The following is a 23,508-nucleotide window of genomic DNA, read 5'->3' as shown; positions in this document are numbered from 1 at the left end:
TCTGAGCGCTCTCTGCCATGTTTGACTTGCCTTTGCCACTGCCCAGGCGGCATGAGCCAGCCATGACGACCATCCCCTTCGATATTGTCGGTTTCGACCTTGACGGCACCCTGCTCGACACCAGCGGCGATCTGGCGGCGGCGGTCAATTACGCCATCGCCACCGACGGCCGCCCGCCCTTTCCGGTGGAGGCGATCCACCCCTTCGTCGGCAAGGGGGCGAAGGTTATGCTCCAGCGGGCGCTGGACGCTTCGGGCGGCTATGACGAGGCGATGCTGGACAGGATGCTGCCGATCCTGCTGGATTATTACGAGCAGAATCTGGCGATCCATTCGCTGCCCTATCCCGGCCTGATCGCGGCGATGGACGCGCTGGAGGCGGCGGGCGTGAAGCTGGCCATCTGCACCAACAAGGCGGAGCGCTTCACCATTCCGCTGCTGCACCAGATCGGCCTGTCGGATCGCTTCGCCAGCGTGGTCGGCGGCGACACGGTGGGCATCGCCAAGCCCGATCCGGCGCCGATCCACGCCATGATTGAGCGCGCAGGGGGCGGGCGGACGATCTTCCTGGGCGACACGATCAACGACATCGCCGGGGCGCGCAATGCGGGCATCCCCAGCATCGCCGTCAGCTTCGGTTTCCTCGACGGGCCGGTGGAGGAGTTGGAGGCGGACGCCGTCATCCACCATTATGACGATCTGCTGCCGCTGCTGGAAGGCTGGCGGGCATGACGCTGCGGCTGGAACGCGACGGCGCGGTCGCCACGCTGCTGATCGACCGGCCCCGGCAGCATAATGCGCTGAGCCAGGAGATGTGGGAGCGGTTTCCCGGTCTGGTTGACGAGGCGATGGCGGACGAGGCGATCCGCGTGCTGATCCTGACCTCCGCGACGCCGGGCCTGTTCTGCGCGGGGGCAGACATCCATGAATTTGCGCGCTGTTCGGGCGAGGAGGAATGGCGCATCGCCAATCAGGCCGCGATCCGCGCCACCCAATATGCCCTGGTCCATGCCGAAAAGCCGGTGATCGCGGCGATAGACGGGGACGCGGTCGGTGGCGGGTGCGGGCTTGCCATCGCCTGCGACCTGCGGATCGCCTCCCCCGCTGCCCGACTGGGCATCACTCCGGCCAAGCTGGGCATCGTCTATTCGCTGTTCGACACCAAATTGCTGGTCGATCTGGTCGGACCGGCGCGGGCCAAGCGCATATTGTTTACCGCCGCGCTCCACAATGCGGAGGACGCGCTGGCCATTGGGCTGATCGACCAGATTTCGCCTGCCCCGCTGAAGGCGGCAATGGAACTGGCTCATGTAATGGCGGCCAATGCCCAGCATTCGATCCGTTCGTCCAAGGTGATCGTCCGTCGCATCCTGGACGGACAGGCCGATGACGACGCCGACACATTGGCCATGTTCCGCGACGCCTTCATCCGGCCCGATTTCCGGGAAGGGGTGCAGGCCTTTCGGGAGAAGCGGCGTCCCCGCTTCTGACGTCACTATCGATTATTTCATCCGAAACGGATCAACAACTCATCCGATCCGGAAAAATTTGTTAAGAATCAGCATCTACCGCCTTCCCCGGCGCGAAACGGGCGCATGATTTTCGACCGACAAAAGGAACAGGCAAAACAGCGTGGGAGAGAATTACGCCTTTTTCCTGCCCGTTATGATGGCCAGTTTCGGCGTGGTTTTCGCTTTCGTCTGGAGCCTGCGCATACGCGCCGCCGGATATTGGAGCGGCGCTTTTTTCAGCGTTGCGGGCGGCTTTGCGGTGCCGGCGGGATTCGCGCTCCTTCCCACGCCCCTTTGGGGTTTCGTGGCGGACCTGCTGTTCGCCAGCGGTTTCCTGCTGTTCAGCCAGGCGCTGCTGGAACGCTGGCGGCCGAACTGGATGCTGTGGGCGCGAGTGGGGATGTGGGCCTTGTCCCTGCTGTTCTGCGCGGCCGCGCTGGTGCTGGACAATCTGCCGCTTGAATTGGCAGCGTCCGATTTCGGCTGCTTCCTGATGATCGGCCTGCCGCTGATCGCGGGCAGGGATCGCCTGGGCAACTGGTCGGACCGCATCCTGTTCAGCGCGGCGGCATTGGTCGCGCTGGACAATCTGATACGCGGCAGCACCGTGCCGCTCACCCTGTCGGGTGGCAGTTTCCTGAACAGCGACTATGCCTTTCTGATGCAGGCGCTGGCCTGCGTCCTTGGCCTGTTCCTGGCGCTGGCGGCGCTCGCGGCGAACATGCTGGACCTGCTGGCCCGCTACCGGCGCGATGCGCTGCACGATCCGCTTTCCGGCCTGCTCAACCGGCGGGGCTTCGACGAGGCCATCGCGCAACGGACGCGCAAGCAGCCGATGCGGGGCAGCCTGATCGTCTGCGACATCGATCATTTCAAGGCGGTCAACGATGCCCATGGCCATGCCCTGGGGGATCGCGTGATCGTCGCATTGGCGCGGATATTGGTGCAGTTCGCGCCCGCCGACGCCGTCACGGCCCGTTTCGGCGGAGAGGAATTCATCCTGTTCCTGCCCGACACCCACGCAGCCAGAGCGGCAGCCATCGCCAACGACATTCGCGAGAGCATCGCGCAGGAGGTCTCTGGCCAGATCGGCCTTGCGCAGCCCCTGACCGCCAGCTTCGGCCTGTCTGCCGTCCAGCCGGGCGATGCCGCGATCCATGAGGCTATCGCGCGGGCGGACGCGGCCCTCTATGAAGCCAAGACGCGGGGCCGCAACCGGGTCTGCGTGCGGCGGGCGCTCGCGGTGCCGGATGCGCCCGCCGTCAGCCCAACGTCCCGCGCCCGGAGCGGATAGGGTTCAGAGCGTGTTCCTGCGAAGGCAGGAACCCAATCCAGACGCCGGAACTGAATTCCCGCCTTCGCAGGATAAGCCGCGCTTCCATCAAGCGGCGCAACCTCCACGCAACGCCCCCGATCATCGATGCCGCCATGAAAAAAGGCCGCCACGAAGGACGGCCTTCTCATTTTCGCACGGAGCGAAAGTCCGTCACATATGGATCGGCTTGCCGGTCACGGCCATGGCCGCTTCCTTGATCGCTTCGCTGTGCGTCGGGTGGGCATGGCAGGTATAGGCGATATCCTCGCTCGAAGCGCCGAATTCCATCGCCTGCGCTGCCTGCGCGATCATCGTGCCCGCTACCGTGGCAATGATCCAGACGCCCAGCACCTTGTCGGTTTCGGCATCGGCGATGATCTTCACAAAGCCGTCCGGCTCATGATTGGTCTTGGCGCGGCTGTTCGCCATCATCGGGAACTTGCCGACCTTGACGGCGCCCTTTTCCTTGGCGGCCTCTTCGGTCAGGCCGACGCCCGCGATTTCCGGCTTGGTATAGACGACCGACGGGATCACGTCATGGTTCACGATGCCGGTCAGGCCCGCGATATTCTCGGCCACGGCGATGCCTTCATCCTCCGCCTTGTGCGCCAGCATCGGGCCGGGAATGACGTCGCCGATGGCCCAGACGCCCGGAACCTTGGTCGCGAAGTCATGGTCGGTTTCGATCTGGCCGCGAGCGTTGAGTTCCAGGCCGATCTTGTCGAGGCCCAACCCTTCCGTGTTTGGACGGCGGCCGATGGACACCAGCACGACGTCGGCCTCGATCTTCTCGGCCGCACCGCCGGCGGCGGGTTCGACGGTCAGGGTCACGCCCTTCTTGCCGACTTCCGCGCCCGTGACCTTCGTGCCGAGCTTGTACTCGAAGCCCTGCTTCTTGAAGATCTTATTCGCTTCCTTGCGGACTTCGCCGTCCATGCCGGGCAGGATCTGGTCGAGAAACTCAACGACAGTGACCTTCGCGCCGACGCGGCGCCACACCGAACCCAGTTCCAGGCCGATGACGCCGCCGCCGACGACCACCAGATGACCCGGCACCTTGTCCAGTTCCAGCGCGCCGGTCGAATCGACGATCCTGCCGCCTTCATTGTCGACCTGAACGCCGGGAAGCGGCGTCACCGACGATCCGGTGGCGATGACGATATTCTTCGCGGTGACGGTCTTGCCCGCGACCTGCACGGTGTTGGCGCCGGTGAAGGTGGCCAGGCCTTTCAGCCAGTCGACCTTGTTCTTCTTGAACAGGAACTCGACGCCGCCGGTCAGGCCCTTCACCGCATCCTTGCGCTGGCCCTGCATGGTGTCGAGGTCCAGGCTCATCTTGTCGATCTTCACGCCCAGCTTGGCGAGCGCGCCGTTCGCGGCTTCCTCATAGAGTTCCGATGCGTGCAGCAGCGCCTTGGACGGGATGCAGCCGACATTGAGGCAGGTACCGCCCAGCGTCTCGCGGCTCTCGGCGCAGGCGGTCTTGAGGCCAAGCTGCGCGGCGCGGATCGCCGCAACATAGCCGCCCGGACCGGCGCCGATCACCAGAACGTCATAATCGAAGTCTGCCATAACAATCTCCGTTCGCCCTGAGCCTGTCGAAGGGCATTGCTTCTTCTTTTGTCCCATATCAGGGACGGGGCTTCGACAGGCTCAGCCCGAACGGGATGGGTTGGCTTGATCTTCTTACAGGTCGATCAGCAGGCGGGTCGGATCCTCGATCGCGTTCTTCACCGCGACGAGGAAGGTCACCGCCTCGCGACCATCGATCAGGCGATGGTCGTAGCTGAGCGCCAGATACATCATCGGGCGGATGACGATCTGGCCGTCGCGGACGACCGGGCGGTCCTCTATGCGGTGGAGACCCAGCACCGCCGACTGCGGCGGATTGATTATCGGGCTGGACAGCAGCGAACCGAAGACGCCGCCATTGGAGATGGTGAAGGTGCCGCCCTTCATATCTTCCATGGTGAGCGCGCCTTCCTTCGCCTTCTTGCCGAAGCTGCCGATGGTCTTTTCGATCTCGGCCACGCTCAGCGATTCGGCGTTGCGGATGACCGGCACGACCAGGCCGTTCGGGGCCGAGACGGCGACCGAAATGTCGGCGAAGTCGTTATAGACGATCTCATCGCCCTCGATCTGCGCGTTGACGCCCGGAATGTCGCGGAGCGCCATGCAGACGGCCTTTGTGAAGAAGCCCATGAAGCCCAGGCGGACGCCATGCTTCTTTTCGAACAGGTCCTTATATTTCGCGCGCGCCTCAATGACGTTGGTCATGTCGACGTCATTATAGGTGGTAAGCAGCGCCGCGTTGTTCTGCGCTTCCTTGAGCCGCTTGGCGACGGTCTGGCGCAGGCGGGTCATCTTGACGCGTTCCTGCGCGCGGCTGGGGCCAGCGGCGGGAGCAGCAGCGGCAGGCGCGGCGACCGGGGCCGAAGCGGCGGCCTTGGCAGTGCCCGCGGCGGCGGCGGCGACGACATCGTCCTTGGTCAGACGGCCATCCTTGCCGGTGCCCTTGATCTTGCTGGGGTCCAGGCCATGTTCCAGCACCAGACGGCGGACGGCGGGCGACAGGGTCAGATTGCCGCCTTCCTCGTCATCGGCCGGGGCCGAAGCGGCGGGCGCCGGAGCGGCTGCTTCCGCCTTGGCGGCGGGCGCGGCGGCAGGGGCAGCCGCAGCGGCCGCGCCCTCGTTCACATAGGCCAGCAGAGCGCCGACCTCGACCGTATCGCCTTCCTTGGCGACGATATCGCCCAGCACGCCAGCGACAGGCGCGGGCACGTCGACCGCGACCTTGTCGGTTTCAAGGGACACGATCGGCTCGTCGGCCTTCACGGCATCGCCGGGCTTCTTCAGCCACTGGCCGACGGTTGCTTCGGTAACGGATTCGCCCAGAGTGGGGACTTTGACTTCGGTAGCCATGAGCTTGTTCAGCCTTTCTTCTGGCGACGGATTTCTTCACGGACGCTGTGACCCAGCGCATCGGCGACGAGAGCGCCCTGTTCGGCGACATGGCGCTTGGCGAGGCCCGTGGCGGGCGACGCCGACGCCTTGCGACCCGCATAGCGGGCACGCATCGGCGCCTTGCCGGCGGCGGCCAGCGCTTCCTCGACATAGGGTTCCACGAAGAACCAGGCGCCGTTGTTGCGCGGTTCTTCCTGACACCAGACGACCTCTTCCAGATTCGTCATGCGCTCGATGCGCTTGGCGAGGGCGTCGGTCGCGAACGGGTAGATCTGTTCGATGCGAACGATCTGCACGTCCGTGTCGCCAGCGGCGTCGCGGGCCTCCATCAGGTCGTAGAAGACCTTGCCGGAGCAGAGCACCAGGCGCTTCGTATCCTTGTCGGCCGACCCGTTGGGGTCGGACAGGATGCGCTTGAAGTGCGTTTCGCCTAGGAAGTCCTCTGCCTTGCTGACCGCCAGCTTGTGGCGCAGCAGCGACTTGGGCGCCATGATGATCAGCGGCTTGCGGAAGGGCCGCAGCATCTGACGGCGCAGAACGTGGAAATAATTGGCCGGTGTCGTGATGTTCGCGACCTGGATATTTCCTTCCGCGCAGAGCTGCAGATAACGCTCCAGACGGGCTGAACTATGTTCCGGACCCTGCCCTTCATAGCCGTGCGGCAGCAGGCAGACGAGGCCGTTGGAACGCAGCCATTTGGTTTCCGACGAAGCGATATACTGGTCGAAGATGATCTGCGCACCGTTGGCGAAGTCGCCGAACTGCGCTTCCCACAGCACGAGGCTCTTGGGGTCCGCCAGCGCGAAGCCATATTCGAAGCCCAGCACGCCATATTCGGAGAGCGGCGAATCCAGCACCTCGAACCGGCCGTGCGGGACGGTGGAGAGCGGGATGTACTTGTTCTCCGTATCCTGGTCGGTCCAGACGGCGTGACGCTGACTGAAGGTGCCGCGCCCGGAGTCCTGACCCGACAGGCGGACGCCATAGCCCTCCGACAGCAGCGAACCGAAGGCCAAAGCCTCGCCGGTCGCCCAGTCGAAATTCTCGCCAGACTTGAACATCTCCGCCTTGGCGTCGATCACGCGCTTCAGCGTCTTGTGGACATTGTGCCCTTCCGGGATCGTCGTCAGCGTCTTGCCCAGGCTGTCGAACAGCTTCTGGCTGACGGCGGACTCCACGCTCTGGCGGGTGGTTTCGGCGTCGGCAGGCTTGTGCAGGCCCGACCAGCGACCTGCGAACCAGTCGGCCTTGTTGGGCTTGTAGCTCTTCGCCGCCTCGAACTCTTCCTCCAGATGATTGACGAAATCGCCCGTCACCTGGTTGACGAAATCGTCGTCGACCACGCCTTCGGCCTTCAAGCGCGCCGAATAGACGTCGCTGACCGGCGGATGCTGGCGGATCTTCGCGTACATTTGCGGCTGGGTGAAGGACGGCTCGTCGCCTTCATTGTGGCCGAAGCGGCGATAGCACCACATGTCGATCACGATGTCGCGATGGAAGGTCTGGCGATATTCCATCGCCAGCTTGCACGCGAAGGTGACCGCTTCCGGATCGTCGCCGTTGATGTGCAGGATCGGCGCCTGAACGCCCTTCGCCACGTCGCTCGGATAGGGCGAGCCGCGCGAGAATTGCGGGCTGGTGGTGAAGCCGATCTGGTTGTTGACGATGAAGTGGATGCAGCCGCCGGTATTGTAGCCCGACACGCCGGAGAAGCCGAGGCATTCCCAGACGATGCCCTGCCCCGCAAAGGCCGCGTCACCGTGGATCAGCACGGGCAGCACCTGCTCATGCTTGGTCAGGTCGTCGCGGAAGGTTTGCTGCGCGCGGACCTTGCCCAGCACCACCGGATCGACGGTTTCGAGGTGCGACGGGTTGGGGACCAGCGACATATGGACCTTGACGCCGTCGAATTCGCGGTCGGTCGAGGTGCCGAGGTGATATTTCACGTCGCCCGAACCGCCGACATCCTCCGGATTGGCGGTGCCGCCGGAAAATTCGTGGAAGATGACGCGGAAGCCCTTGGCCATGACATTGGCCAGCACGTTCAGGCGGCCGCGATGGGCCATGCCGTAGACGATCTCCCGAACGCCCTGCGCGCCGCCATATTTGATGATGGCTTCCAGCGCGGGGATCATGGATTCGCCGCCGTCCAGGCCGAAGCGCTTGGTGCCGACATATTTGCGGCCCAGGAACTTTTCATATTGTTCGGCGTGGATCACCTTGGACAGGATCGCCTTCTTGCCTTCCGGCGTGAAGTGGATTTCCTTGTCCTTGCCTTCCAGACGGTCCTGGAGGAAGCGGCGTTCCTCCACGTCCGAAATATGCATATATTCCAGGCCGACATTGCCGCAATAATTGGCGCGCAGGATCGCCACGATCTCGCGCACGGTGGCATATTGCAGGCCCAGCGTGCCGCCCAGATAGACTTTCTTGTCCAGGTCGGTCAGGCCGTGATATTCCGGCGTCAGATCGGCGGGCAGGTCGCGCTGGGTCAGCCCCAGCGGGTCGAGATTGGCAGCCAGATGACCACGTACGCGATATGTGCGGATCAACATCTGCGCGCGGATTGCATCGTCGGCCGCACTTACGGCATCAGCGTCAGAAACCGCCTTGCCATTGGCCTTGGCGGCGGCCTTCACGGCCACTTGCATCTGCGTGGGGTCCAGCGCCCCGGTCAGGTCGTCGGTGTCGATCGGCGGCCAGTTGGTGCGCGCCCAGCTCGGCCCGCGCTCGGCGTCATCTGCCGGGAGAGGGAAATCCTGATTCTCGTAACCCATTTTTCACGTCCCATCCGTGCCGCGTGCAGTCGCGGAGCGGGGTAACCGATGGCCGGGGTGCAGCCCGGCCATCGCCTTCGGCCGATCAGCCCTTCAGCACTTCCAGCAGGGTCGTGCCCAGTTCGGAGGGGCTGGCGGCGACCTTGATGCCGGCCGCTTCCATCGCGGCGATCTTGCTTTCCGCATCGCCCTTGCCGCCCGACACGATCGCGCCGGCATGGCCCATGCGGCGGCCCGGAGGCGCCGTGCGGCCCGCGATGAAGCCTGCCATCGGCTTCTTGCGGCCCTTCTTGGCTTCGTCGATCAGGAACTGGGCAGCCTGCTCTTCCGCGTCGCCGCCGATTTCGCCGATCATGATGATCGATTCGGTGGCGTCGTCGGCCAGGAACAGTTCCAGCACATCGATGAAGTTGGTGCCGTTGACCGGATCGCCGCCGATTCCGACGGCCGTGGTCTGGCCCAGGCCCGCATTGGTGGTCTGGAACACGGCTTCATAGGTCAGCGTGCCCGAACGCGACACGACGCCGACGCTGCCCTTCGAGAAGATGTTGCCGGGCATGATGCCGATCTTGCATTCGCCGGGGGTCAGCAGGCCGGGGCAGTTCGGGCCGATCAGGCGCGACTTGCTGCCGGAAAGGGAGCGCTTCACCTTCACCATGTCCAGCACCGGAATGCCTTCGGTGATGCAGACGATCAGCGGGATTTCCGCGTCGATGGCTTCCAGGATCGAGTCGGCCGCGAACGGCGGCGGAACGTAGATGACCGATGCGTCGGCGCCGGTCTTCGACTTGGCTTCGGCCACGGTGTCGAACATGGGCAGGCCGATATGGCTGGTGCCGCCCTTGCCCGGCGTGACGCCGCCGACCATCTGCGTGCCATAGGCCAACGCGGTTTCAGTGTGGAAGGTACCGGTGGCACCGGTCATACCCTGGGTGATGACCTTGGTGTTCTTGTTCACCAGAATGGACATGTCAGTCCCTTTATCTTCTGTGGACGTGGCACTTTGGGTCTAAAGTCAGACCGTCCCAGGCTGCGCACTTACCTGGGACGGACTGGTGCAGCTCTTGAAAGGCTCAGGCGAGCGAGGGATCGATGCCCTTGCAGGCTTCCAGCAGTTCCTTGACGGCGTCGACCGACACCTGGAGGTTCGCCTTGGCCTCGTCGTTCAGGTCGATCTCGACGATCTGCTCGACGCCGTCCTTGCCGATGATCACGGGCACGCCGACATAGAGATTGTCGACGCCATATTGGCCGGTCAGGTTAGCGGCGCAGGGCAGCAGGCGCTTCTGGTCGAACAGATAAGCTTCCGCCATGGCGATGCCGCTGGTGGCGGGCGCGTAGAAGGCCGAACCGGTCTTGAGCAGCGCGACAATCTCGCCGCCGCCCGAACGGGTGCGCTGCACGATGGCGTCGATGCGTTCCTTGGTCGAACGGCCCTGCTTGATGAGGTCGGGGATCGGGATGCCCGCGACGGTCGAATATTCGACGACCGGAACCATGGTGTCGCCATGGCCGCCCAGCACGAAGCTGTTCACTTCCTTCACCGACACCTGGAATTCTTCGGCCAGGAAGTGGCTGAAGCGCGCGGAATCGAGGACGCCCGCCATGCCGACGACCTTGTTGTGCGGCAGGCCCGAAAATTCGCGCAGCGCCCACACCATCGCGTCCAGCGGGTTGGTGATGCAGATGACGAAGGCGTTGGGGGCGTTGTTCTTGATGCCCTCACCCACCGACTTCATGACCTTCAGGTTGATGCCCAGCAGGTCGTCGCGGCTCATGCCCGGCTTGCGGGCGACGCCGGCGGTGACGATGATGACGTCGGCATCCTTGATGTCGGCATAGTCGTTGGTGCCGGTGATCTTCGCATCGAAGCCTTCGACCGGGCCACACTGCGACAGGTCGAGCGCCTTGCCCTGCGGCACGCCTTCGACGACGTCGAACAGCACGATGTCGCCCAGACCCTTCAGAGCCGCGAGATGCGCGAGCGTGCCACCGATATTACCAGCGCCAATAAGCGCGATCTTCTTACGGGCCATAATGCAATCATCCTCCAAACCGTGGAAACGGAATTGCCGGGAAACCTGAAACGCCGGAAATCTGAAACGAAAGTGCGCTTAGGCCTATCCGGCCGAGGTTTCAACCGCGCATGAGCCTCAGATTCAAATTATCTTTGCAATTCATTCGCAATTGCATTAATAGCGTATCCGCCTCTGTTGCCCACGCGCTCCTACCCTGGCGCATGGCCCTTCCCCACAGCGGCCACCTTCCGCACACTTCCCTTAGACGGGAGCGTGCGGGCCCTTTTTCCCGATCATATAGTGTCATGGGGTAAACGGATAAGCTCTATCCGGAAGGCGAATTATTTCTCGCCGTGACCCAGCGCCAGATAATCGTCCGACTGCATCTCCATCAGGCGCGACACGGTGCGCTCGAATTCGAACGCGCCGTCGCCTTCGGGATAGAGGCGCGCAGGTTCCGCGTCGGCAGAGGCGAGCAACTTCACCTTATATTCGTAGAGCGCGTCGATCAGCGTCACAAAACGCGCCGCCTCATTGCGGTTTTCCGGCCCCAGCACGGGGATGCCGACGATGATGACGGTGTGATATTTGCGGGCGATAGCCAGATAGTCCGGCGCGCCCCGCGCCTCGACGCAGAGGCGCTTGAAGGAAAAGACGGCGACGCCCTTCAGGCTCTTGGGCACATGCAGCATGCGCCCGCCCTGCACCGCAATCTCCTCGGCCGGAACCTTGGCGCGATCCTCGACCGGATAGTCGGTGAGGCGGAAAAAAGCCTCCGACAGCGCCCTGGTCGCCTCCGGGCCGTTGGGCGCATGCCACAAGGTCGCGTCCCCCAGCCGATCCCTGCGATAATCGGTCGGCCCGTTCAGGGTCATGACGTCCAGCTTCACCTTGATCAGGTCGATGAAGGGCAGAAAAAGCTGGCGGTTGAGGCCATTCTTGTAGAGTTCATCCGGCTCGCGGTTGGAAGTGGTGACGATCGTCACCCGCTTTTCCAGCAGGCCCGTGAACAGCCGCGACATGATGGCGGCGTCGGCCATATTGTTCACGACCATCTCGTCGAAGCAGAGCAACCGCGCCTCTTCCGCCAGCGAATCGACCACCGGGGGAATGGGATCGCCCGTCTCCGACTTGCGCGCTTCGGCAAGGCGCGCATGCACGTCGAGCATGAATTCGTGGAAATGGGCACGCTTTTTCCGCTGGACATGAACCGTGTCGAAGAACAGGTCCATCAGCATCGATTTGCCGCGCCCGACGCCGCCCCACATATAGAGGCCGCGCGGCGGTTCCGGCGCCTTGCGCAGCAATTTCCACAAGGTCGATCCCCGCGGCGGCGCGGCTTCCAGTTCCTGTTGCAGCCGGTCGAGTCGCTCGGCCGCCGCCCGCTGGTCCGGATCGGGCCGCAATTCGCCCGCGGCAACGAGCGCGTCGTAACGGGCGATGACGCTGGTCACTTTTGCGGCTTTTGAGATTCGGGCGCCTTGCGCAGGGTCGCGGTCGACGCCGCGATCAGATTCCCGTCCTGGGAAATGGTGAGGCGAAGGAACATCAGCCGCCCCGTCTCCCGCAACAATTCGATCTCGGCGCGCAGGGCCGGTCCGACCTTTCCGGAACCGCAATATTGCATGCCAAGGTCAACGGTCACCGCCGCCGCCTGTTCCGGCCGCCCCATGGCGGCCAGCGCGGCGAAATAGGCGTGATCGGCGAAACCGGCAAGGAAGCCGCCATGCAGCGCGCCCAGCCGATTGGCGTGCGACGGCAGGCTTTCCAGCATGACCGTCGCCTTGCCCGCCGCATCGCTGCGCGAATAGCTGGTGCCGATCGCCGAATCGAGGAACGTCCCCCGCATCGTGTCGGTCCATGACAGCCAGCCGGCCCAGGGGCCGTCGGCCACAGGGCTGAGATGCCCCGCTTCGCCGCCCACGTCGATCAGAGCTGCCGTTCGACCATCATCTTCTTGGTTTCGGCGATCGCCTTGGCGGGGCTGAGCCCCTTCGGGCAGACGTTCGCGCAGTTCATGATGGTGTGGCAGCGGTAGAGGCGGAAGGGATCTTCCAGCTCGTCCAGACGCTCGCCTGTATATTCGTCGCGGCTGTCGGCCAGCCAGCGATAGGCCTGGAGCAGGATCGCCGGGCCCAGGAACTTGTCGCTGTTCCACCAGTAGCTGGGGCAGGAGGTCGAGCAGCAGGCGCACAGAATGCACTCATAGAGGCCGTCCAGCTTCTCGCGGTCGGCGGGCGACTGGAGCCGTTCCTTGCCGCTGGGCGCCGGGCTGACGGTTTGCAGCCAGGGCTTGATGCTGTTGTACTGGGCGTAGAAGTGGGTGAAGTCGGGGACCAGATCCTTGATCACGTCCATGTGCGGCAGCGGCGTGACGCGCACTTCCTTGCCCGCGCACTCCTCGATGGAGGTGGTGCAGGCCAGGCCATTGCGGCCGTTCATGTTCATCGAGCAGGAGCCGCAAATACCCTCGCGGCAGGACCGGCGGAAGGTCAGCGTCGGATCATATTCATTCTTGATCTTCAGCAGCGCGTCCAGAACCATCGGACCGCAACTGTCCAGATCGATCTCGAACGTGTCGTAGCGGGGATTCTGCCCGGAGTCGGGGTCGTAGCGATAGACCTTGAAGCTCTTGACGTTGGTGGCCCCGTCCGGCGCCTTGTGGGTAACGCCCTTGGCGCTGATCTTGCTGTTCTTGGGCAACGCAAATTCGGCCATTTCGATAAGTCCTGCTATCCCGTTTCCCGCCCCTCAACAATATAGGCACCGGTTAGTCAAGCGGCGGCGTAGCTTTTTGCCGAGCGAACGCGGCGCCAGGTCATCCTTCTGGTCATTCGCAACTGCCCGTGCCAAGAGGTTCGATCTTTCAACGATCGTCCATGCATGCGCATCCTTTTCCTTTTCATCGGCGAGCCGCACCATCTGTTCCATGCCCTGCCGATTGCGGCGGAAATGGCCGCCATGGGCCACTCTCCCGAAATCGCGGTATCGAGCGCGGATCATTTGCCGATCCTGGCGCGGCTGGCGGATATCTATCCCGATTTCCAGCCCCAGGTCAGGATTCTGGGCCGCTCCGGTCCGGCCGCCATCGCCCGCCGGATGAAATTCGGCCGCAATCCTCGTATTCCCACACTGATCGGCGCCCTGCCATATTTGCGGCGCTTCGACGCGATCGTCGTTCCGGAACGGACCACGACAGCCATCCGTCACTTCCTGCCGCGCCGGACGAAACTGATCTTCACCCCTCATGGCGCGGGCGATCGCGCGATCATGCTCGACCCGCGCGACCGCCATTTCGATTTCGTGCTGGTTGCGGGGGAAAAGAGCGAGCGACGATTGCTGGAGGCGGGCACCATTCGTCCCGGCCATTATGCCACCAATGGTTATGTGAAGCTCGACCTGATGCTGCGCATGCAGAAGCAGCGCGGCCGCCTGTTCGACAATGATCGGCCGACAGTCCTGTATGCGCCGCATTTCCGCCGCTCGCTTTCCTCATGGGACAGGTTTGGACCTGGCCTGATCGAATGGTTCCGGCGGCAGGACCGCTACAATCTGGTGGTCGCGCCGCATGTCCGGCTGTTCGCTGAGGCATCTCAAGCGGCGAAGGATGATGTCATGGCCCTGGCGGAGCCGGGCAAGATTCTGATCGATCTCGATTCTGACCGGCTGTTCGACATGAGCTACACCAGCGGTGCCGACATCTATCTGGGCGATGTCAGCAGCCAGGTTTACGAATTTCTAGCCTTTCCTCGGCCTTGCCTGTTCCTCAATGCCAATGGCGTGTCCTGGCGGGACGATCCCGACTATCTGTTCTGGACCTTGGGCGACGTGCTGGATGACCTTGCCTCCTTGCCCGGCGCGCTGGACCGGGCGAGGGAGCGACACGGATTTTACGCCGAAGCGCAACGGAAGCGGGTGGCGGAATCGGTCGGCGGCGATCCCCATGGCGCGGCGAGGCGCGGCGCGGACGCGATTTGCGCTTTCCTTGAAAAGGCCAGACGATAAGAGCAGGCGATCATGAACCAACTCTCCTCCCCGCCAAGCCTGTCGCTGATCGGCGACAATCCCGCCCTGCTCTGGGGCATGACCAATGCCGAACGCCTGCACCGGCTGGCGCGGGCGGAGGGACTGGCCGCGGACGACAGGGCGAGCAGCGCGCGGCTGCACGTCAATCTGGATTATGTCTTCGATCCGGTGTGGTTGCGCCATGTGCTGGCCCATCCCTGCACGGTGGTCGTCGACGGGGATGCGCTGGTCATGGCGCATCTGCCCGCCGGGATCGATCCGACCCCTGACGACATCGCCCGGCATGGCGAGAATTTGACCGTCATCGATTACCGCACCGGACCGCAAATCTATAACCGGCAGTTGCGGAAGCTGGATTGCCCCTTCATCCAGCGCCTGACCCCCGCCACCCGCCGGGAGATCGAGCGGCACAGCTATTTCGGCGCCTATAAGGGTGTGACCGACCTGCTGACGAAATATCTCTGGCCCGAACTGGCGCTGTGGCTGACGCGGCTGGCCGCATCCATCGGGATGACGCCCAATATGGTGACAGCCATCGGCGCAACGCTGTGCGTGGTGGCGACCTATTTGTTTGCGCAGGGGCTGTACTGGACCGGCCTGCTCGCCGGGTTCGTCTTCATGGTGCTGGATACGGTGGACGGGAAGCTCGCCCGATGCACCGTCACATCGTCCAAATGGGGCAACATCGCGGACCATGGGGTCGACCTGATCCATCCGCCCTTCTGGTGGTATTTCTGGGGCGTGGGGCTGTCGGCCTGGGGGCTGGCGCTGTCGACGCAGAGCTTCGCGCTGGTGATGGCGGCGGTGATCGCGGGCTATGTGCTGCAACGGCTTATCGAGGGAATGTTCATCAAGGATTTCGGGATGGACATCCATGTCTGGGAGCGGTTCGATAGCCGGTTCCGACTGATCACGGCGCGGCGCAATCCCAATATGGTGATTCTGTTCGTCGCGTTGCTCATCGGGCGGCCGGATGTCGGACTGATTGCTCTTGCCTGGTGGACCGTCATCTCGCTGGTCGTCCATGCGGTGCGGCTGTTGCAAGCCTATGGCGTTAAGCGCGCCGGACGGCCCATCGTCAGTTGGATGGAGGCGACGGCATGAACGCGACCATCGAGAAATTCGGCTTTCCCGCCACTTTGATAGCGGATTTCGGGCATTGGGTGGTGCTGCTGCGCCCCGCGCAGCCTACTCTGGGGGCGCTGGTGCTGGCGGCCAAATCCGACGCCATGGCCTTTGGCGACCTTCCGGCGGAGGCGCATGCCGAACTGGCGACAGTGACGAAGGCCATCGAAAGCGCGCTTGCTCAGGCAGTGGGCTATGAGAAGATCAATTATCTGATGCTGATGATGGTGGACCCGCATGTCCATTTCCATGTGCTGCCCCGTTATGAGGGCAGCCGCGAACATGCGGGCATCCTGGTCCCCGATGCCGGATGGCCGGGACAGCCTGACCTCGGCAGCGCGGCGAAGCTCTCGCCGGAGCAGATCGCCATGCTGACCGGCTGGCTCAAGCCTTATTTCGCGTAACGGCCCTCGGCCAGCCAGCGGGCAGTGAGCGCCTTCGCCGCCTCGACATCCTGCGGGAAGTCGACTTCCTGCCAGTCCAGTCCCTCGATGGAGACGGTGCCGACGCGGTTGCCCTTGGCGATGATGTCGATGGCGCGCAGATACCAGCGCTCCACGCCTTCGGGCGTGCGCATCATCTGGTCGATCTGGTTTCGGAAGATCGCGGGGCCTTCGCCCCGGAAAGCCAGCATGCCGATGGATTCGGCATTGGTGTCATGCGGCAGCAGCCGCTTGCCGATGGCGTGGAGGCGGCCCGTCTCGTCCCGGTTCACCTTCATGTCGTCATCGTCATAGCCGTCCTGCTTGACGTCCACGGTGACGGTGATGGCGTCCTGCGCCTCCGCGATCAGCTTGCCCACGATCTCGTCCGAGACGATGGTGTCGCCGTTCAGGATGATGAAGTCGCGGTCCATCTCCTCCCGCACGATCCAGCAGGTGCCAAGGTTATCCGCCACCTGGAAGAAGGGATTGAAGACGGTGCGGATGCGCGCGCCAGTGTCGCGATAGAGTTGCAGCGCATGATCCTCCACCCGTTCGGTGCGGAAGCCGGTGACGACGACGATGTCGGTCACGCCATTCGCCACCAGAGCCGCGACCTGCCAACTGATCAGGGTGCGGCCGTTGAAGTCGATCATGCATTTGGGCACGTCGCGGGTCAGCGGCAACAGGCGCGAACCCTGGCCCGCGGAAAGGATGATGGCTTTCGAAATGGTCATGGCCGGGGGCATTAAAGCAAAGACGGGCGGATGGACAGGGTGTGTTGCATCACACCCTGCCCGATCCTAGATAGGCCCGCGCGCCATTGAAGGCGTCGCATCGAAAGGCCGGAATGTCAGGGGACAGCAAGCGCGAATTGGGTAGCGCTCAGGAAGGCTTCGCCCGCATTCTGGCGAATACCGGTTGGCTGCTGGGCGGCAAGGGCGTGGGCGCGGTGTTGAGCCTGGCCTATCTGGCCATCGTCACTCGGACATTGGGCGTAGCGGATTTCGGCCGGTTCGCGCTGGTGCTGAGCGCATCCGGCCTTATCCAGACGCTGGTGAGCTTCGATAGTTGGCAGATCGTCGTGCGCTATGGTCAGCCGCATCTGGCGTCCGGCAATGGCGACGCGCTGAACCGGGTGCTGCGTTTCTGCATCCTGATCGACCTTGGTTCGGCGGTTGCGGGCGGGCTGGTCGCCGGGTTCATCATCCTCGTCTTCGGGCCGTTGATGCAATTGTCGGCCGAAATGGGGTGGCAGGCCTGGATCTTCTGCATGGTGATGATGATCACCATCCGGTCCAGCCCGATGGGCGTGCTGCGGCTGTTCGACCGGTTCGATTCAGGTGCCTTTGCCGAAACGATGATTCCCGTGGGGCGCATGATCGGCGCGGGGCTGGCCTGGATACTGATGCCCGGCATAACCGGCTTCCTGATCGCCTGGGGCGCGGCGGAACTGCTGTGCGCCGTCAGCTATTGGTGGCTGGCGCTGCGCTTGGGGGGCGAGAAGCTGGGGAACTGGCGGGCGGGCAGCGCCTGGGATGCGCGGGCGGAAAATCCGGGCATCGTCAGCTTCCTTACCGCCACCAATTTGCAGACCACCCTTTCCTCCGTGGGGCAGCAGGTGGCCGTGCTGGTGGTGGGCCTGTTCGTCGGTCCGGCCGGGGCGGGGCTTTACCGGCTGGCCAATCAGCTCGCCAATTCGCTGACGAAGATTTCCGGCCTGCTATCGCGCAGCATCTTCGTGGAATTGAGCCGAACCCATTCGAGCCATGGCCATGAGGCGCTGGGCACGCTGTTCCGGCGGACGAACCGGCTGGCGATGATCGCGGGCGCCGCGATCATCGCGCTGATCCTGACCATCGGGCATCCGTTGCTGGGGCTGATCGCGGGCAGGGAATTTCTTCCGGCCTATCCGCTGCTGCTGCTGCTGGGCATCGCGGCCTGCATCGACCTGGTCGGGGTGAGTTACCGCCCGCTGCTGATGGCGACCGACCGGGCAAGCCTGTCGCTGCGCATCACGGTGATTTCCACCGCGCTGCTGCTGGGGATGCAGGCGGCGCTGCTACCCGTCTATGGAACGGTGGGGGCGGCGAGCGCGAACATCATAGCGGCCATCGCGGGCTTTGCGATGATGGGGCTGGCGAGCCGAAAAGCCGTGGGGCGGCACGCTAGCTGAAACGGGCAGGAGAATAAGGCGTCGGGTCGATTTTCGCGACGGCGGGCGGCAAGGCCTCTCCCTTGAGGATAGCGGCCCCCAGCAAAGCGGCGGCGGGGGAGGTCTGGATGCCGAAGCCGCCCTGTCCCGCGAACCAGAAGAAGCCCCGCGTCGCGGAATCGAACCCATAGACCGGCGCCCGGTCGCGAGAGAAGCTGCGCAGACCCGCCCATTTGCGCTCCACCGCCGCAACCGGCCAATCCACCACCGCCTCGAACCGGGTGATCGCCTCCGCCACTGCCAACTCTTCGGGCGCGGCGTCGCACGGGAGCGACGGTTCTTCATCATGAGGAGTCAGCCACACGCGCCCCTCCCCCTCCGGCTTGAAATAAAATTGCGAGCAGATGTCCATGATCAGCGGCAGATCGGCCGAGGGCATGGTGGGCACGCGCAATTGCACCACCGTCCGCCGCAGCGGCGCGATGCCGATGGGTTCCACGCCGCATGCCACGGCGACATCGTCCGCCCAGGCGCCCGCCGCATTGACGATCAGGCCGCAATCGATCACCCCCCCATCCGTTTCGATGCGCCAGCCGCCGTCTCGCGCCTCTGCGCCCCGCAGGGCCGTCGCCAACCGGACCTGCCCGCCCAGCCGTCGGAACCGCCGCAGCCAGGCTTGGTGCAGCGCCGCCACGTCGATGTCGCACACCCCCGGCTCCAGCACGCCCAGCGTCCATTCCGGGCGCAGCCCCGGCACCAGCATTGCCGGATCGACCCCGTGCAAGGCCACCTTGCCGTCAAATTCCTCCAGCAGCCGGTCGCGGGCCGCCGCATCGTCCGGCCGCCCGATATGCAGCGTCCGGCGCGGCGACAGGAAGGAGGACCTGGAAAATTCCGGATCGGGCGACGACAGCATCGGCCCCGACGCGGTGGTCAGCGGCTGGACCGCCAGCCCGCCATAGGTTTCCTCCCAGAAGGAGACCGCCCGCCCGGTGGCGTGGTAACCGGCGTTCGCCTCCATCTCCAGCATCAGCACGCTGGCCTGCTCCGCCAGCACCGCGCCAAGGCTGGCCCCGGCGATCCCGCCGCCGACGATGACGATGTCGGGCCTTGTCATCCAGCGATGATCCGGTTCGGGGCGACTTCATCCAGAAAGCCGTCGATCCGCGACAGCGCGTCCAGCCGCACCAGATCAAGCTCCCGCAGGATTTCATGCGCCGCCTCGCGCCCGTAGACATGCAGGCGCGCACCTGGCACCCGCGCCGCCGTGCGCCTGATCGCCGCAGTCGACACCAGCCGGTCGTTCCGCGCCGCCAAAATCAACAGCGGCACGGACAGCCGCTCCAATCCCGCATGCGTTTCCATCGCGCGGGTCGAATGCAGCGCCTGCGCGACCCATCTCCAACTTGGCGCACCCAACGCCACATCGCGGCTATGATCGCGCCACCAGAGTTCGTCGGCATAGCGGTCCGGATCATGGGTCAGCCGCTTCTGCCGCATGTGCCGCTGGCGTTCCGAATCCTCCTTCTGCGTCCAGGCCTGCTTCCGGTCGAAGCCCAGCGCACACATCGTTCGCGCGATCGCCACCGCCAGCCATCGGGGCAGGGGCGCGCTGTGCACGCCCATCATCGGCGCGACCGTCACGGCGGCATCGGGCGGCGCCATCCCCTCCGCCAGAGCGCGCAGCAGCAGGTGGCCGCCCATGCTGTGCGCGACGATCACGGTCGGCCCATCCCCTTCGGCGCGCCAATCGGCGGTGAAGGCGGTGAGGTCGGCGATCCACTGGCCGAAATCCTCTATATGTCCACAGAGCGGATCGTCGGTCAGCCGCCGCGATCCACCCTGCCCGCGCCAGTCGAAGCTGGTTACGGCCCAGCCCCGGTCGGCCCAATGGCGGATGACTTCGAGATATTTCTCGATCATGTCGCCCCGGCCGCCCAGCACCAGCATCCGCCCGCGCTGGCCGTCGCCCAGCCGATAGCGCCGCAGCGGCCAACCGTCAGGCGCGTTCCAATAGTCCAGCCGCCCGTCCATCGGCCAGGCGCGCCTGTCGAAAATGGGGCGGTCAATTGGGGCAGGAACGGAGCGGGGCGAATCCATCGGCGGCATGGTTACGCTTTGGTAAGCCATCGGGTCTACAGTTTCGAACCCATGATGGGGGATATTTTCAGAATGGCGCTGATCGGCGCCCTGGCACTGCTGCTGATCGTGGCTTCGGTCACCGATCTGCGGTCACGCATCATCTCCAACCGGCTGAACCTGACGGTTGCCGCGCTGGCGCCGCTCTGGTGGCTGGCCTGCGGCCTGCCGCTCTGGCCGGGCATGGCGGTGCAGTTGCTGGTGGCGCTGATCGTGTTCATCGTCTTTGCCGCGCTGTTCGCCCTGGGATGCATGGGCGGCGGCGATGTGAAGCTGCTCGGCGCGCTGGCGCTGTGGTTCCCGTGGCAGGCGACCTTGTCGATGCTGATGCTGATGGCGGTGCTGGGGGGCATCGTCACCATCGTGACCGTCGTGCACCATCGCATGACCCGGCGGCTGGGGCAGCCGCAAATCCCCTATGGCATCGCCATTTCGTTCGCAGCGCTGTGGTTGCTTGGCGAACGATATATTAACCAATTTGCGTGAATAAACGGGGGCTCAGGCGCAACTCGTCTGATTGAGGGAGGCGAATTTCATCATGGATGCCAAGAAGATCGTGCTGCTGGTGGGGGCGCTGATCATAGCGGTCACTACAGCCTTGCTTGCACGCAACATGCTGAGTTCGTCGAGCGCGCCGCAGGCAAGCGCATCGTCCATGCCGGTCGAGGCGGACCAGCCCCATGTGCTGGTCGCGACCAAGGCGTTGCCGGTGGGCACCATATTGGACGCAGAAAGCTTTCGCTTTCAGCCCTGGCCCAAGGAGCTTGTCGAGCAGGCCTATTATCTGAAGGGCCAGTCCGATCCGCAGAAGCTGGTGGGTAGCGTCATCCGCACCGCCATTTCCGCCGGTCAGCCGATGACGCTGGGTTCGGTGATCAAGCCGGGCGAGCGCGGCTTCCTGGCCGCCGCCCTGGGGCCCGGCATGCGCGCCGTGACCGTGCCGGTATCGGCGCAGAATTCGGTTGCGGGCTTTGTCTTTCCGGGCGACCGCGTCGACCTGATGCTGACGCAGAGCGTCAGCGGCGGCGGCGACGGTGAACCTCTGAAGGTATCGGAAACCATCCTGCGCAACCTGCGCGTGCTCGCCACCGACCAGCGCATGGACGCGCTGGGCGACGACGGCAAGCCGGTCGTGCAAACCTATTCCAACGTCACCATTGAAGTGACGCCCAAGATCGCGGAGAAGATCGCGGTGGCACAGACCATCGGCTCGCTCTCGCTTTCGCTGCGTTCGCTGGCCGACAATAGTTCGGAACTGGATGCGGCCATTGCGGGCAGCGATGTCGACCTGTCCGCCGCCAACAATCCCAATGCCGAAAAGAAGCTGCTGGCCAGCCTGGCGGCCCGTCCGGTCGACAAGGGCGGCACTTATTCCACAGGCGCCGACGTCTCGCGCTATCAGCGCAGCAGCGTCCCCGCCAAACCTTTGCAGAGCATGGGCGCTGGGGGTCTGACCATGGGCGTGCCGGTTGGCGGAGCCATTGCCGGCCAGGGGCCAGTGATCCGCGTCGCTCGCGGAACCAGCGTGACCGTCGTTCCGGTCGGGGGGAAGTAAGATGAAGGGGTTCAACATTCACTCCGGCGCGGCCCGGCCGCTGATCAGCCCGGCCATCGCGCTCGGCCTGGCGGTTGCCGCCGCCGCTGCGCCGACCGCCGCGCTCAACGCCGCGCCCGCCTCCATGCAGGACAATGCGATCCTGCTCTCCGTGGGCGGCAGCAAGGTCATCAACCTGCCCGCCAAGATGTCGGACGTGGTGATCGGCGATCCCGACGTGGTCGATGTCCATGTCCGTTCGCAGAACCAGCTTTACCTGATCGCGAAGAAGGCGGGCGAAACCACCGTCTTCGCCACGGCGACCAACGGCAAGGTGCTGTTTTCCGGCACGGTGCGCGTCGGCAACAATCTGACCAGCATCGACGACATGCTGAAGCTGGCGATGCCGAACGCGGAGATCGCGGTCAACAAGATGAACGGCATGGTCCTGCTGACCGGCACCATCGCCGCGCCGGAAGACGCGGCGGAAGCCGAACGGCTGACCCAGGCCTTCGTCGGCAAGGAGGTGACGGTGGTGAGCCGCCTGCGCACCGCGACGCCGCTTCAGGTCAATTTGCAGGTCAAGATCGCCGAAGTCAGCAAGGATGTCGGCCACAAGATCGGCATGAACTGGAAGTCGCAGGATTTGACCGGCGGCAAATGGGCTGGCGGCATCGGCGGCGGCACGCGGGACGCCATTACCTTCAACAGCGGCGGTGGGGGAACGTTCAACTTCACCACGGATGGCGGCTACAGCCTGGCCGGTGTCGCGCGCGTGCTGGGCCTGGACCTTGGCGCCGTGCTGGATTTGGCGGAATCGAGCGGCCTCGCCACCACCCTTGCCCAGCCCAACCTGACCTCCCTGTCGGGTGAAACCGCCAGCTTCCTCGCGGGCGGCGAATATCCCTATACGGTCAGCAACGGCACCCAGGGCAACAGCATCGAGTTCAAGCAATATGGCGTGCAGTTGGCCTTCACGCCGACCGTGCTGGCCGATGGCCGCATCTCGCTGCGTGTTCGTCCGACCGTGTCCAGCCTGGACTTCTCGGTTAGCTCCAGCGTGCCTGCGCTCAGGAGCCGTACGGCTGAAACCACCGTGGAACTGGGTTCGGGTCAGGCCTTCATGATCGCGGGCCTGCTCAACAACGACACCGCCAACAATATCAACAAAGTGCCCGGCATCGGCAACCTGCCGATCCTGGGCAGCCTGTTCAAGTCGCGCAGTTTCCAGCGCCATGAGACCGAACTGGTCATCGTCGTCACCCCCTATCTGGTGAAGCCGATGAACGCGTCCGACGTGCGCCTGCCGACCGACGGCTTCCGCAACGCCAATGAGGGCCAGGGCCTGTTTCTGCAGCAGATGCAGGACGGCGTCAGCGGCGCCCGCTCGCCGATGCCTAGCCGCCTGCCGGGCGGTCCGGCGCCAGCGCCCGGTCCGCAATCGTCGGTCGCCCTGCCGCCCATCGCCGCCCGAGACACTGGCAAGCGTTCGAAAGACGCCGCGCCGGGCTTCAGCTTCTGAT

General features: G+C 64.4%; 21 protein-coding genes. 10 read left to right on the top strand and 11 right to left on the bottom strand.

The genetic code is table 11. The features are described from left to right. The first annotated feature begins 62 nt into the window (after positions 1–62). The 3 genes from BV95_RS02160 to BV95_RS02150 all read left to right on the top strand — a co-directional run bounded on the left by BV95_RS02160 (position 63) and on the right by BV95_RS02150 (position 2,804). Positions 63–731: an HAD family hydrolase gene (locus BV95_RS02160; RefSeq protein ID WP_174544430.1), complete on the top strand. Its 669-nt coding sequence runs from the start codon at positions 63–65 to the stop codon at positions 729–731. Then, the gene (locus BV95_RS02155; protein WP_037446782.1) at positions 728–1,489 is read left to right on the top strand and encodes an enoyl-CoA hydratase/isomerase family protein; all 762 of its coding nucleotides are present in this window, start codon (positions 728–730) and stop codon (positions 1,487–1,489) included. Before BV95_RS02160 ends, BV95_RS02155 begins: the two co-directional genes overlap by 4 nt. A gap of 193 nt (positions 1,490–1,682) precedes the next feature. Then, positions 1,683–2,804, top strand: coding sequence for a GGDEF domain-containing protein (locus BV95_RS02150; protein WP_234703080.1), 1,122 nt, complete (start codon positions 1,683–1,685; stop codon positions 2,802–2,804). Positions 2,805–2,996: 192 nt separating this feature from the next. On the opposite strand, the gene lpdA is transcribed toward BV95_RS02150, so the two are convergent. From lpdA to BV95_RS02110, 8 genes are all read right to left on the bottom strand, one after another. Continuing rightward, positions 2,997–4,397 (bottom strand): dihydrolipoyl dehydrogenase, encoded by a 1,401-nt coding sequence (lpdA, locus tag BV95_RS02145; RefSeq protein WP_037446776.1) that lies wholly within the window; start codon positions 4,395–4,397, stop codon positions 2,997–2,999. 114 nt (positions 4,398–4,511) lie between these two features. Continuing rightward, entirely contained in the window at positions 4,512–5,747 is a 1,236-nt protein-coding gene (odhB, locus tag BV95_RS02140; protein ID WP_037446773.1) for a 2-oxoglutarate dehydrogenase complex dihydrolipoyllysine-residue succinyltransferase, read from the bottom strand. Positions 5,748–5,755: 8 nt separating this feature from the next. After that, positions 5,756–8,566: a 2-oxoglutarate dehydrogenase E1 component gene (locus tag BV95_RS02135; protein WP_037446770.1), complete on the bottom strand. Its 2,811-nt coding sequence runs from the start codon at positions 8,564–8,566 to the stop codon at positions 5,756–5,758. Positions 8,567–8,651: 85 nt separating this feature from the next. Next, positions 8,652–9,536 (bottom strand): succinate--CoA ligase subunit alpha, encoded by an 885-nt coding sequence (gene sucD, locus BV95_RS02130; RefSeq protein WP_013847304.1) that lies wholly within the window; start codon positions 9,534–9,536, stop codon positions 8,652–8,654. 103 nt (positions 9,537–9,639) lie between these two features. Next, complete coding sequence (gene mdh / locus BV95_RS02125; protein WP_037446767.1) at positions 9,640–10,602, bottom strand: malate dehydrogenase; 963 nt, start codon at positions 10,600–10,602, stop codon at positions 9,640–9,642. A 323-nt stretch (positions 10,603–10,925) separates the two neighbouring features. Then, positions 10,926–12,038: a cell division protein ZapE gene (gene zapE / locus BV95_RS02120; protein WP_037446765.1), complete on the bottom strand. Its 1,113-nt coding sequence runs from the start codon at positions 12,036–12,038 to the stop codon at positions 10,926–10,928. Then, positions 12,035–12,478: a PaaI family thioesterase gene (locus BV95_RS02115; protein ID WP_051749587.1), complete on the bottom strand. Its 444-nt coding sequence runs from the start codon at positions 12,476–12,478 to the stop codon at positions 12,035–12,037. The genes zapE and BV95_RS02115 overlap by 4 nt, the downstream gene beginning before the upstream one ends. 35 nt (positions 12,479–12,513) lie before the next feature. Then, the gene (locus tag BV95_RS02110; protein WP_037446760.1) at positions 12,514–13,302 is read right to left on the bottom strand and encodes a succinate dehydrogenase iron-sulfur subunit; all 789 of its coding nucleotides are present in this window, start codon (positions 13,300–13,302) and stop codon (positions 12,514–12,516) included. 165 nt (positions 13,303–13,467) lie between these two features. Between BV95_RS02110 and BV95_RS02105 the strand changes: the two genes are divergently transcribed. The 3 genes from BV95_RS02105 to BV95_RS02095 are packed head-to-tail and all read left to right on the top strand — an operon-like array spanning position 13,468 to position 16,139. Next, positions 13,468–14,589, top strand: a complete 1,122-nt coding sequence (locus BV95_RS02105) for a CDP-glycerol glycerophosphotransferase family protein (protein ID WP_037446757.1) — start codon at positions 13,468–13,470, stop codon at positions 14,587–14,589. 12 nt (positions 14,590–14,601) lie between these two features. After that, on the top strand, positions 14,602–15,714 hold the full coding sequence (locus BV95_RS02100) for a CDP-alcohol phosphatidyltransferase family protein (protein WP_037446754.1): 1,113 nt from the start codon (positions 14,602–14,604) through the stop codon (positions 15,712–15,714). After that, positions 15,711–16,139: an HIT family protein gene (locus BV95_RS02095; protein WP_037446751.1), complete on the top strand. Its 429-nt coding sequence runs from the start codon at positions 15,711–15,713 to the stop codon at positions 16,137–16,139. The genes BV95_RS02100 and BV95_RS02095 overlap by 4 nt, the downstream gene beginning before the upstream one ends. Here BV95_RS02095 and BV95_RS02090 read toward each other — a convergent pair. Next, the gene (locus BV95_RS02090; RefSeq protein WP_037447011.1) at positions 16,127–16,894 is read right to left on the bottom strand and encodes a phosphocholine cytidylyltransferase family protein; all 768 of its coding nucleotides are present in this window, start codon (positions 16,892–16,894) and stop codon (positions 16,127–16,129) included. The two genes, BV95_RS02095 and BV95_RS02090, sit on opposite strands and share 13 nt — an antisense overlap. Positions 16,895–17,007: 113 nt before the next feature. Here BV95_RS02090 and BV95_RS02085 point away from each other — a divergent pair, with 113 nt between their 5' ends. Next, entirely contained in the window at positions 17,008–18,333 is a 1,326-nt protein-coding gene (locus BV95_RS02085) for a lipopolysaccharide biosynthesis protein (protein WP_037446749.1), read from the top strand. Here BV95_RS02085 and BV95_RS02080 read toward each other — a convergent pair. Together BV95_RS02080 and BV95_RS02075 are read right to left on the bottom strand one after the other, a co-directional pair. Next, the gene (locus tag BV95_RS02080) at positions 18,326–19,429 is read right to left on the bottom strand and encodes an NAD(P)/FAD-dependent oxidoreductase (protein ID WP_037446746.1); all 1,104 of its coding nucleotides are present in this window, start codon (positions 19,427–19,429) and stop codon (positions 18,326–18,328) included. The two genes, BV95_RS02085 and BV95_RS02080, sit on opposite strands and share 8 nt — an antisense overlap. After that, on the bottom strand, positions 19,426–20,421 hold the full coding sequence (locus BV95_RS02075) for an alpha/beta fold hydrolase (RefSeq protein ID WP_081873251.1): 996 nt from the start codon (positions 20,419–20,421) through the stop codon (positions 19,426–19,428). The genes BV95_RS02080 and BV95_RS02075 overlap by 4 nt, the downstream gene beginning before the upstream one ends. Positions 20,422–20,463: 42 nt before the next feature. Here BV95_RS02075 and BV95_RS02070 point away from each other — a divergent pair, with 42 nt between their 5' ends. From BV95_RS02070 to BV95_RS02060, 3 genes are read left to right on the top strand one after another with little or no spacing between them, the layout of a single operon-like run. Further along, positions 20,464–20,937, top strand: a complete 474-nt coding sequence (locus BV95_RS02070) for an A24 family peptidase (protein ID WP_037447003.1) — start codon at positions 20,464–20,466, stop codon at positions 20,935–20,937. A 52-nt stretch (positions 20,938–20,989) separates the two neighbouring features. Then, positions 20,990–22,006: a Flp pilus assembly protein CpaB gene (cpaB, locus tag BV95_RS02065; protein ID WP_037446743.1), complete on the top strand. Its 1,017-nt coding sequence runs from the start codon at positions 20,990–20,992 to the stop codon at positions 22,004–22,006. Between the two features lies 1 nt (position 22,007). Beyond that, the gene (locus BV95_RS02060) at positions 22,008–23,507 is read left to right on the top strand and encodes a type II and III secretion system protein family protein (protein WP_037446740.1); all 1,500 of its coding nucleotides are present in this window, start codon (positions 22,008–22,010) and stop codon (positions 23,505–23,507) included. The last annotated feature ends 1 nt before the right edge of the window (position 23,508 follow it).

The organism is Sphingobium chlorophenolicum (assembly GCF_000722875.1).
In the GTDB taxonomy this organism is placed as follows: domain Bacteria; phylum Pseudomonadota; class Alphaproteobacteria; order Sphingomonadales; family Sphingomonadaceae; genus Sphingobium; species Sphingobium chlorophenolicum.
This window is presented reverse-complemented; position numbering and strand designations above follow the sequence as displayed.

Coding starts and splice junctions, on each gene's coding strand:
- BV95_RS02105 (WP_037446757.1), top strand. CDS start 13,468: ATGCGCATCCTTTTCCTTTTCATCGGCGAGCCGCACCATCTGTTCCAT.
- BV95_RS02090 (WP_037447011.1), bottom strand. CDS start 16,894: ATGACCATTTCGAAAGCCATCATCCTTTCCGCGGGCCAGGGTTCGCGC.
- BV95_RS02085 (WP_037446749.1), top strand. CDS start 17,008: ATGTCAGGGGACAGCAAGCGCGAATTGGGTAGCGCTCAGGAAGGCTTC.
- BV95_RS02100 (WP_037446754.1), top strand. CDS start 14,602: ATGAACCAACTCTCCTCCCCGCCAAGCCTGTCGCTGATCGGCGACAAT.
- odhB (WP_037446773.1), bottom strand. CDS start 5,747: ATGGCTACCGAAGTCAAAGTCCCCACTCTGGGCGAATCCGTTACCGAA.
- mdh (WP_037446767.1), bottom strand. CDS start 10,602: ATGGCCCGTAAGAAGATCGCGCTTATTGGCGCTGGTAATATCGGTGGC.
- cpaB (WP_037446743.1), top strand. CDS start 20,990: ATGGATGCCAAGAAGATCGTGCTGCTGGTGGGGGCGCTGATCATAGCG.
- lpdA (WP_037446776.1), bottom strand. CDS start 4,397: ATGGCAGACTTCGATTATGACGTTCTGGTGATCGGCGCCGGTCCGGGC.
- BV95_RS02155 (WP_037446782.1), top strand. CDS start 728: ATGACGCTGCGGCTGGAACGCGACGGCGCGGTCGCCACGCTGCTGATC.
- BV95_RS02095 (WP_037446751.1), top strand. CDS start 15,711: ATGAACGCGACCATCGAGAAATTCGGCTTTCCCGCCACTTTGATAGCG.
- BV95_RS02075 (WP_081873251.1), bottom strand. CDS start 20,421: ATGCCGCCGATGGATTCGCCCCGCTCCGTTCCTGCCCCAATTGACCGC.
- sucD (WP_013847304.1), bottom strand. CDS start 9,536: ATGTCCATTCTGGTGAACAAGAACACCAAGGTCATCACCCAGGGTATG.
- BV95_RS02160 (WP_174544430.1), top strand. CDS start 63: ATGACGACCATCCCCTTCGATATTGTCGGTTTCGACCTTGACGGCACC.
- BV95_RS02080 (WP_037446746.1), bottom strand. CDS start 19,429: ATGACAAGGCCCGACATCGTCATCGTCGGCGGCGGGATCGCCGGGGCC.
- BV95_RS02135 (WP_037446770.1), bottom strand. CDS start 8,566: ATGGGTTACGAGAATCAGGATTTCCCTCTCCCGGCAGATGACGCCGAG.
- BV95_RS02110 (WP_037446760.1), bottom strand. CDS start 13,302: ATGGCCGAATTTGCGTTGCCCAAGAACAGCAAGATCAGCGCCAAGGGC.
- BV95_RS02070 (WP_037447003.1), top strand. CDS start 20,464: ATGATGGGGGATATTTTCAGAATGGCGCTGATCGGCGCCCTGGCACTG.
- BV95_RS02060 (WP_037446740.1), top strand. CDS start 22,008: ATGAAGGGGTTCAACATTCACTCCGGCGCGGCCCGGCCGCTGATCAGC.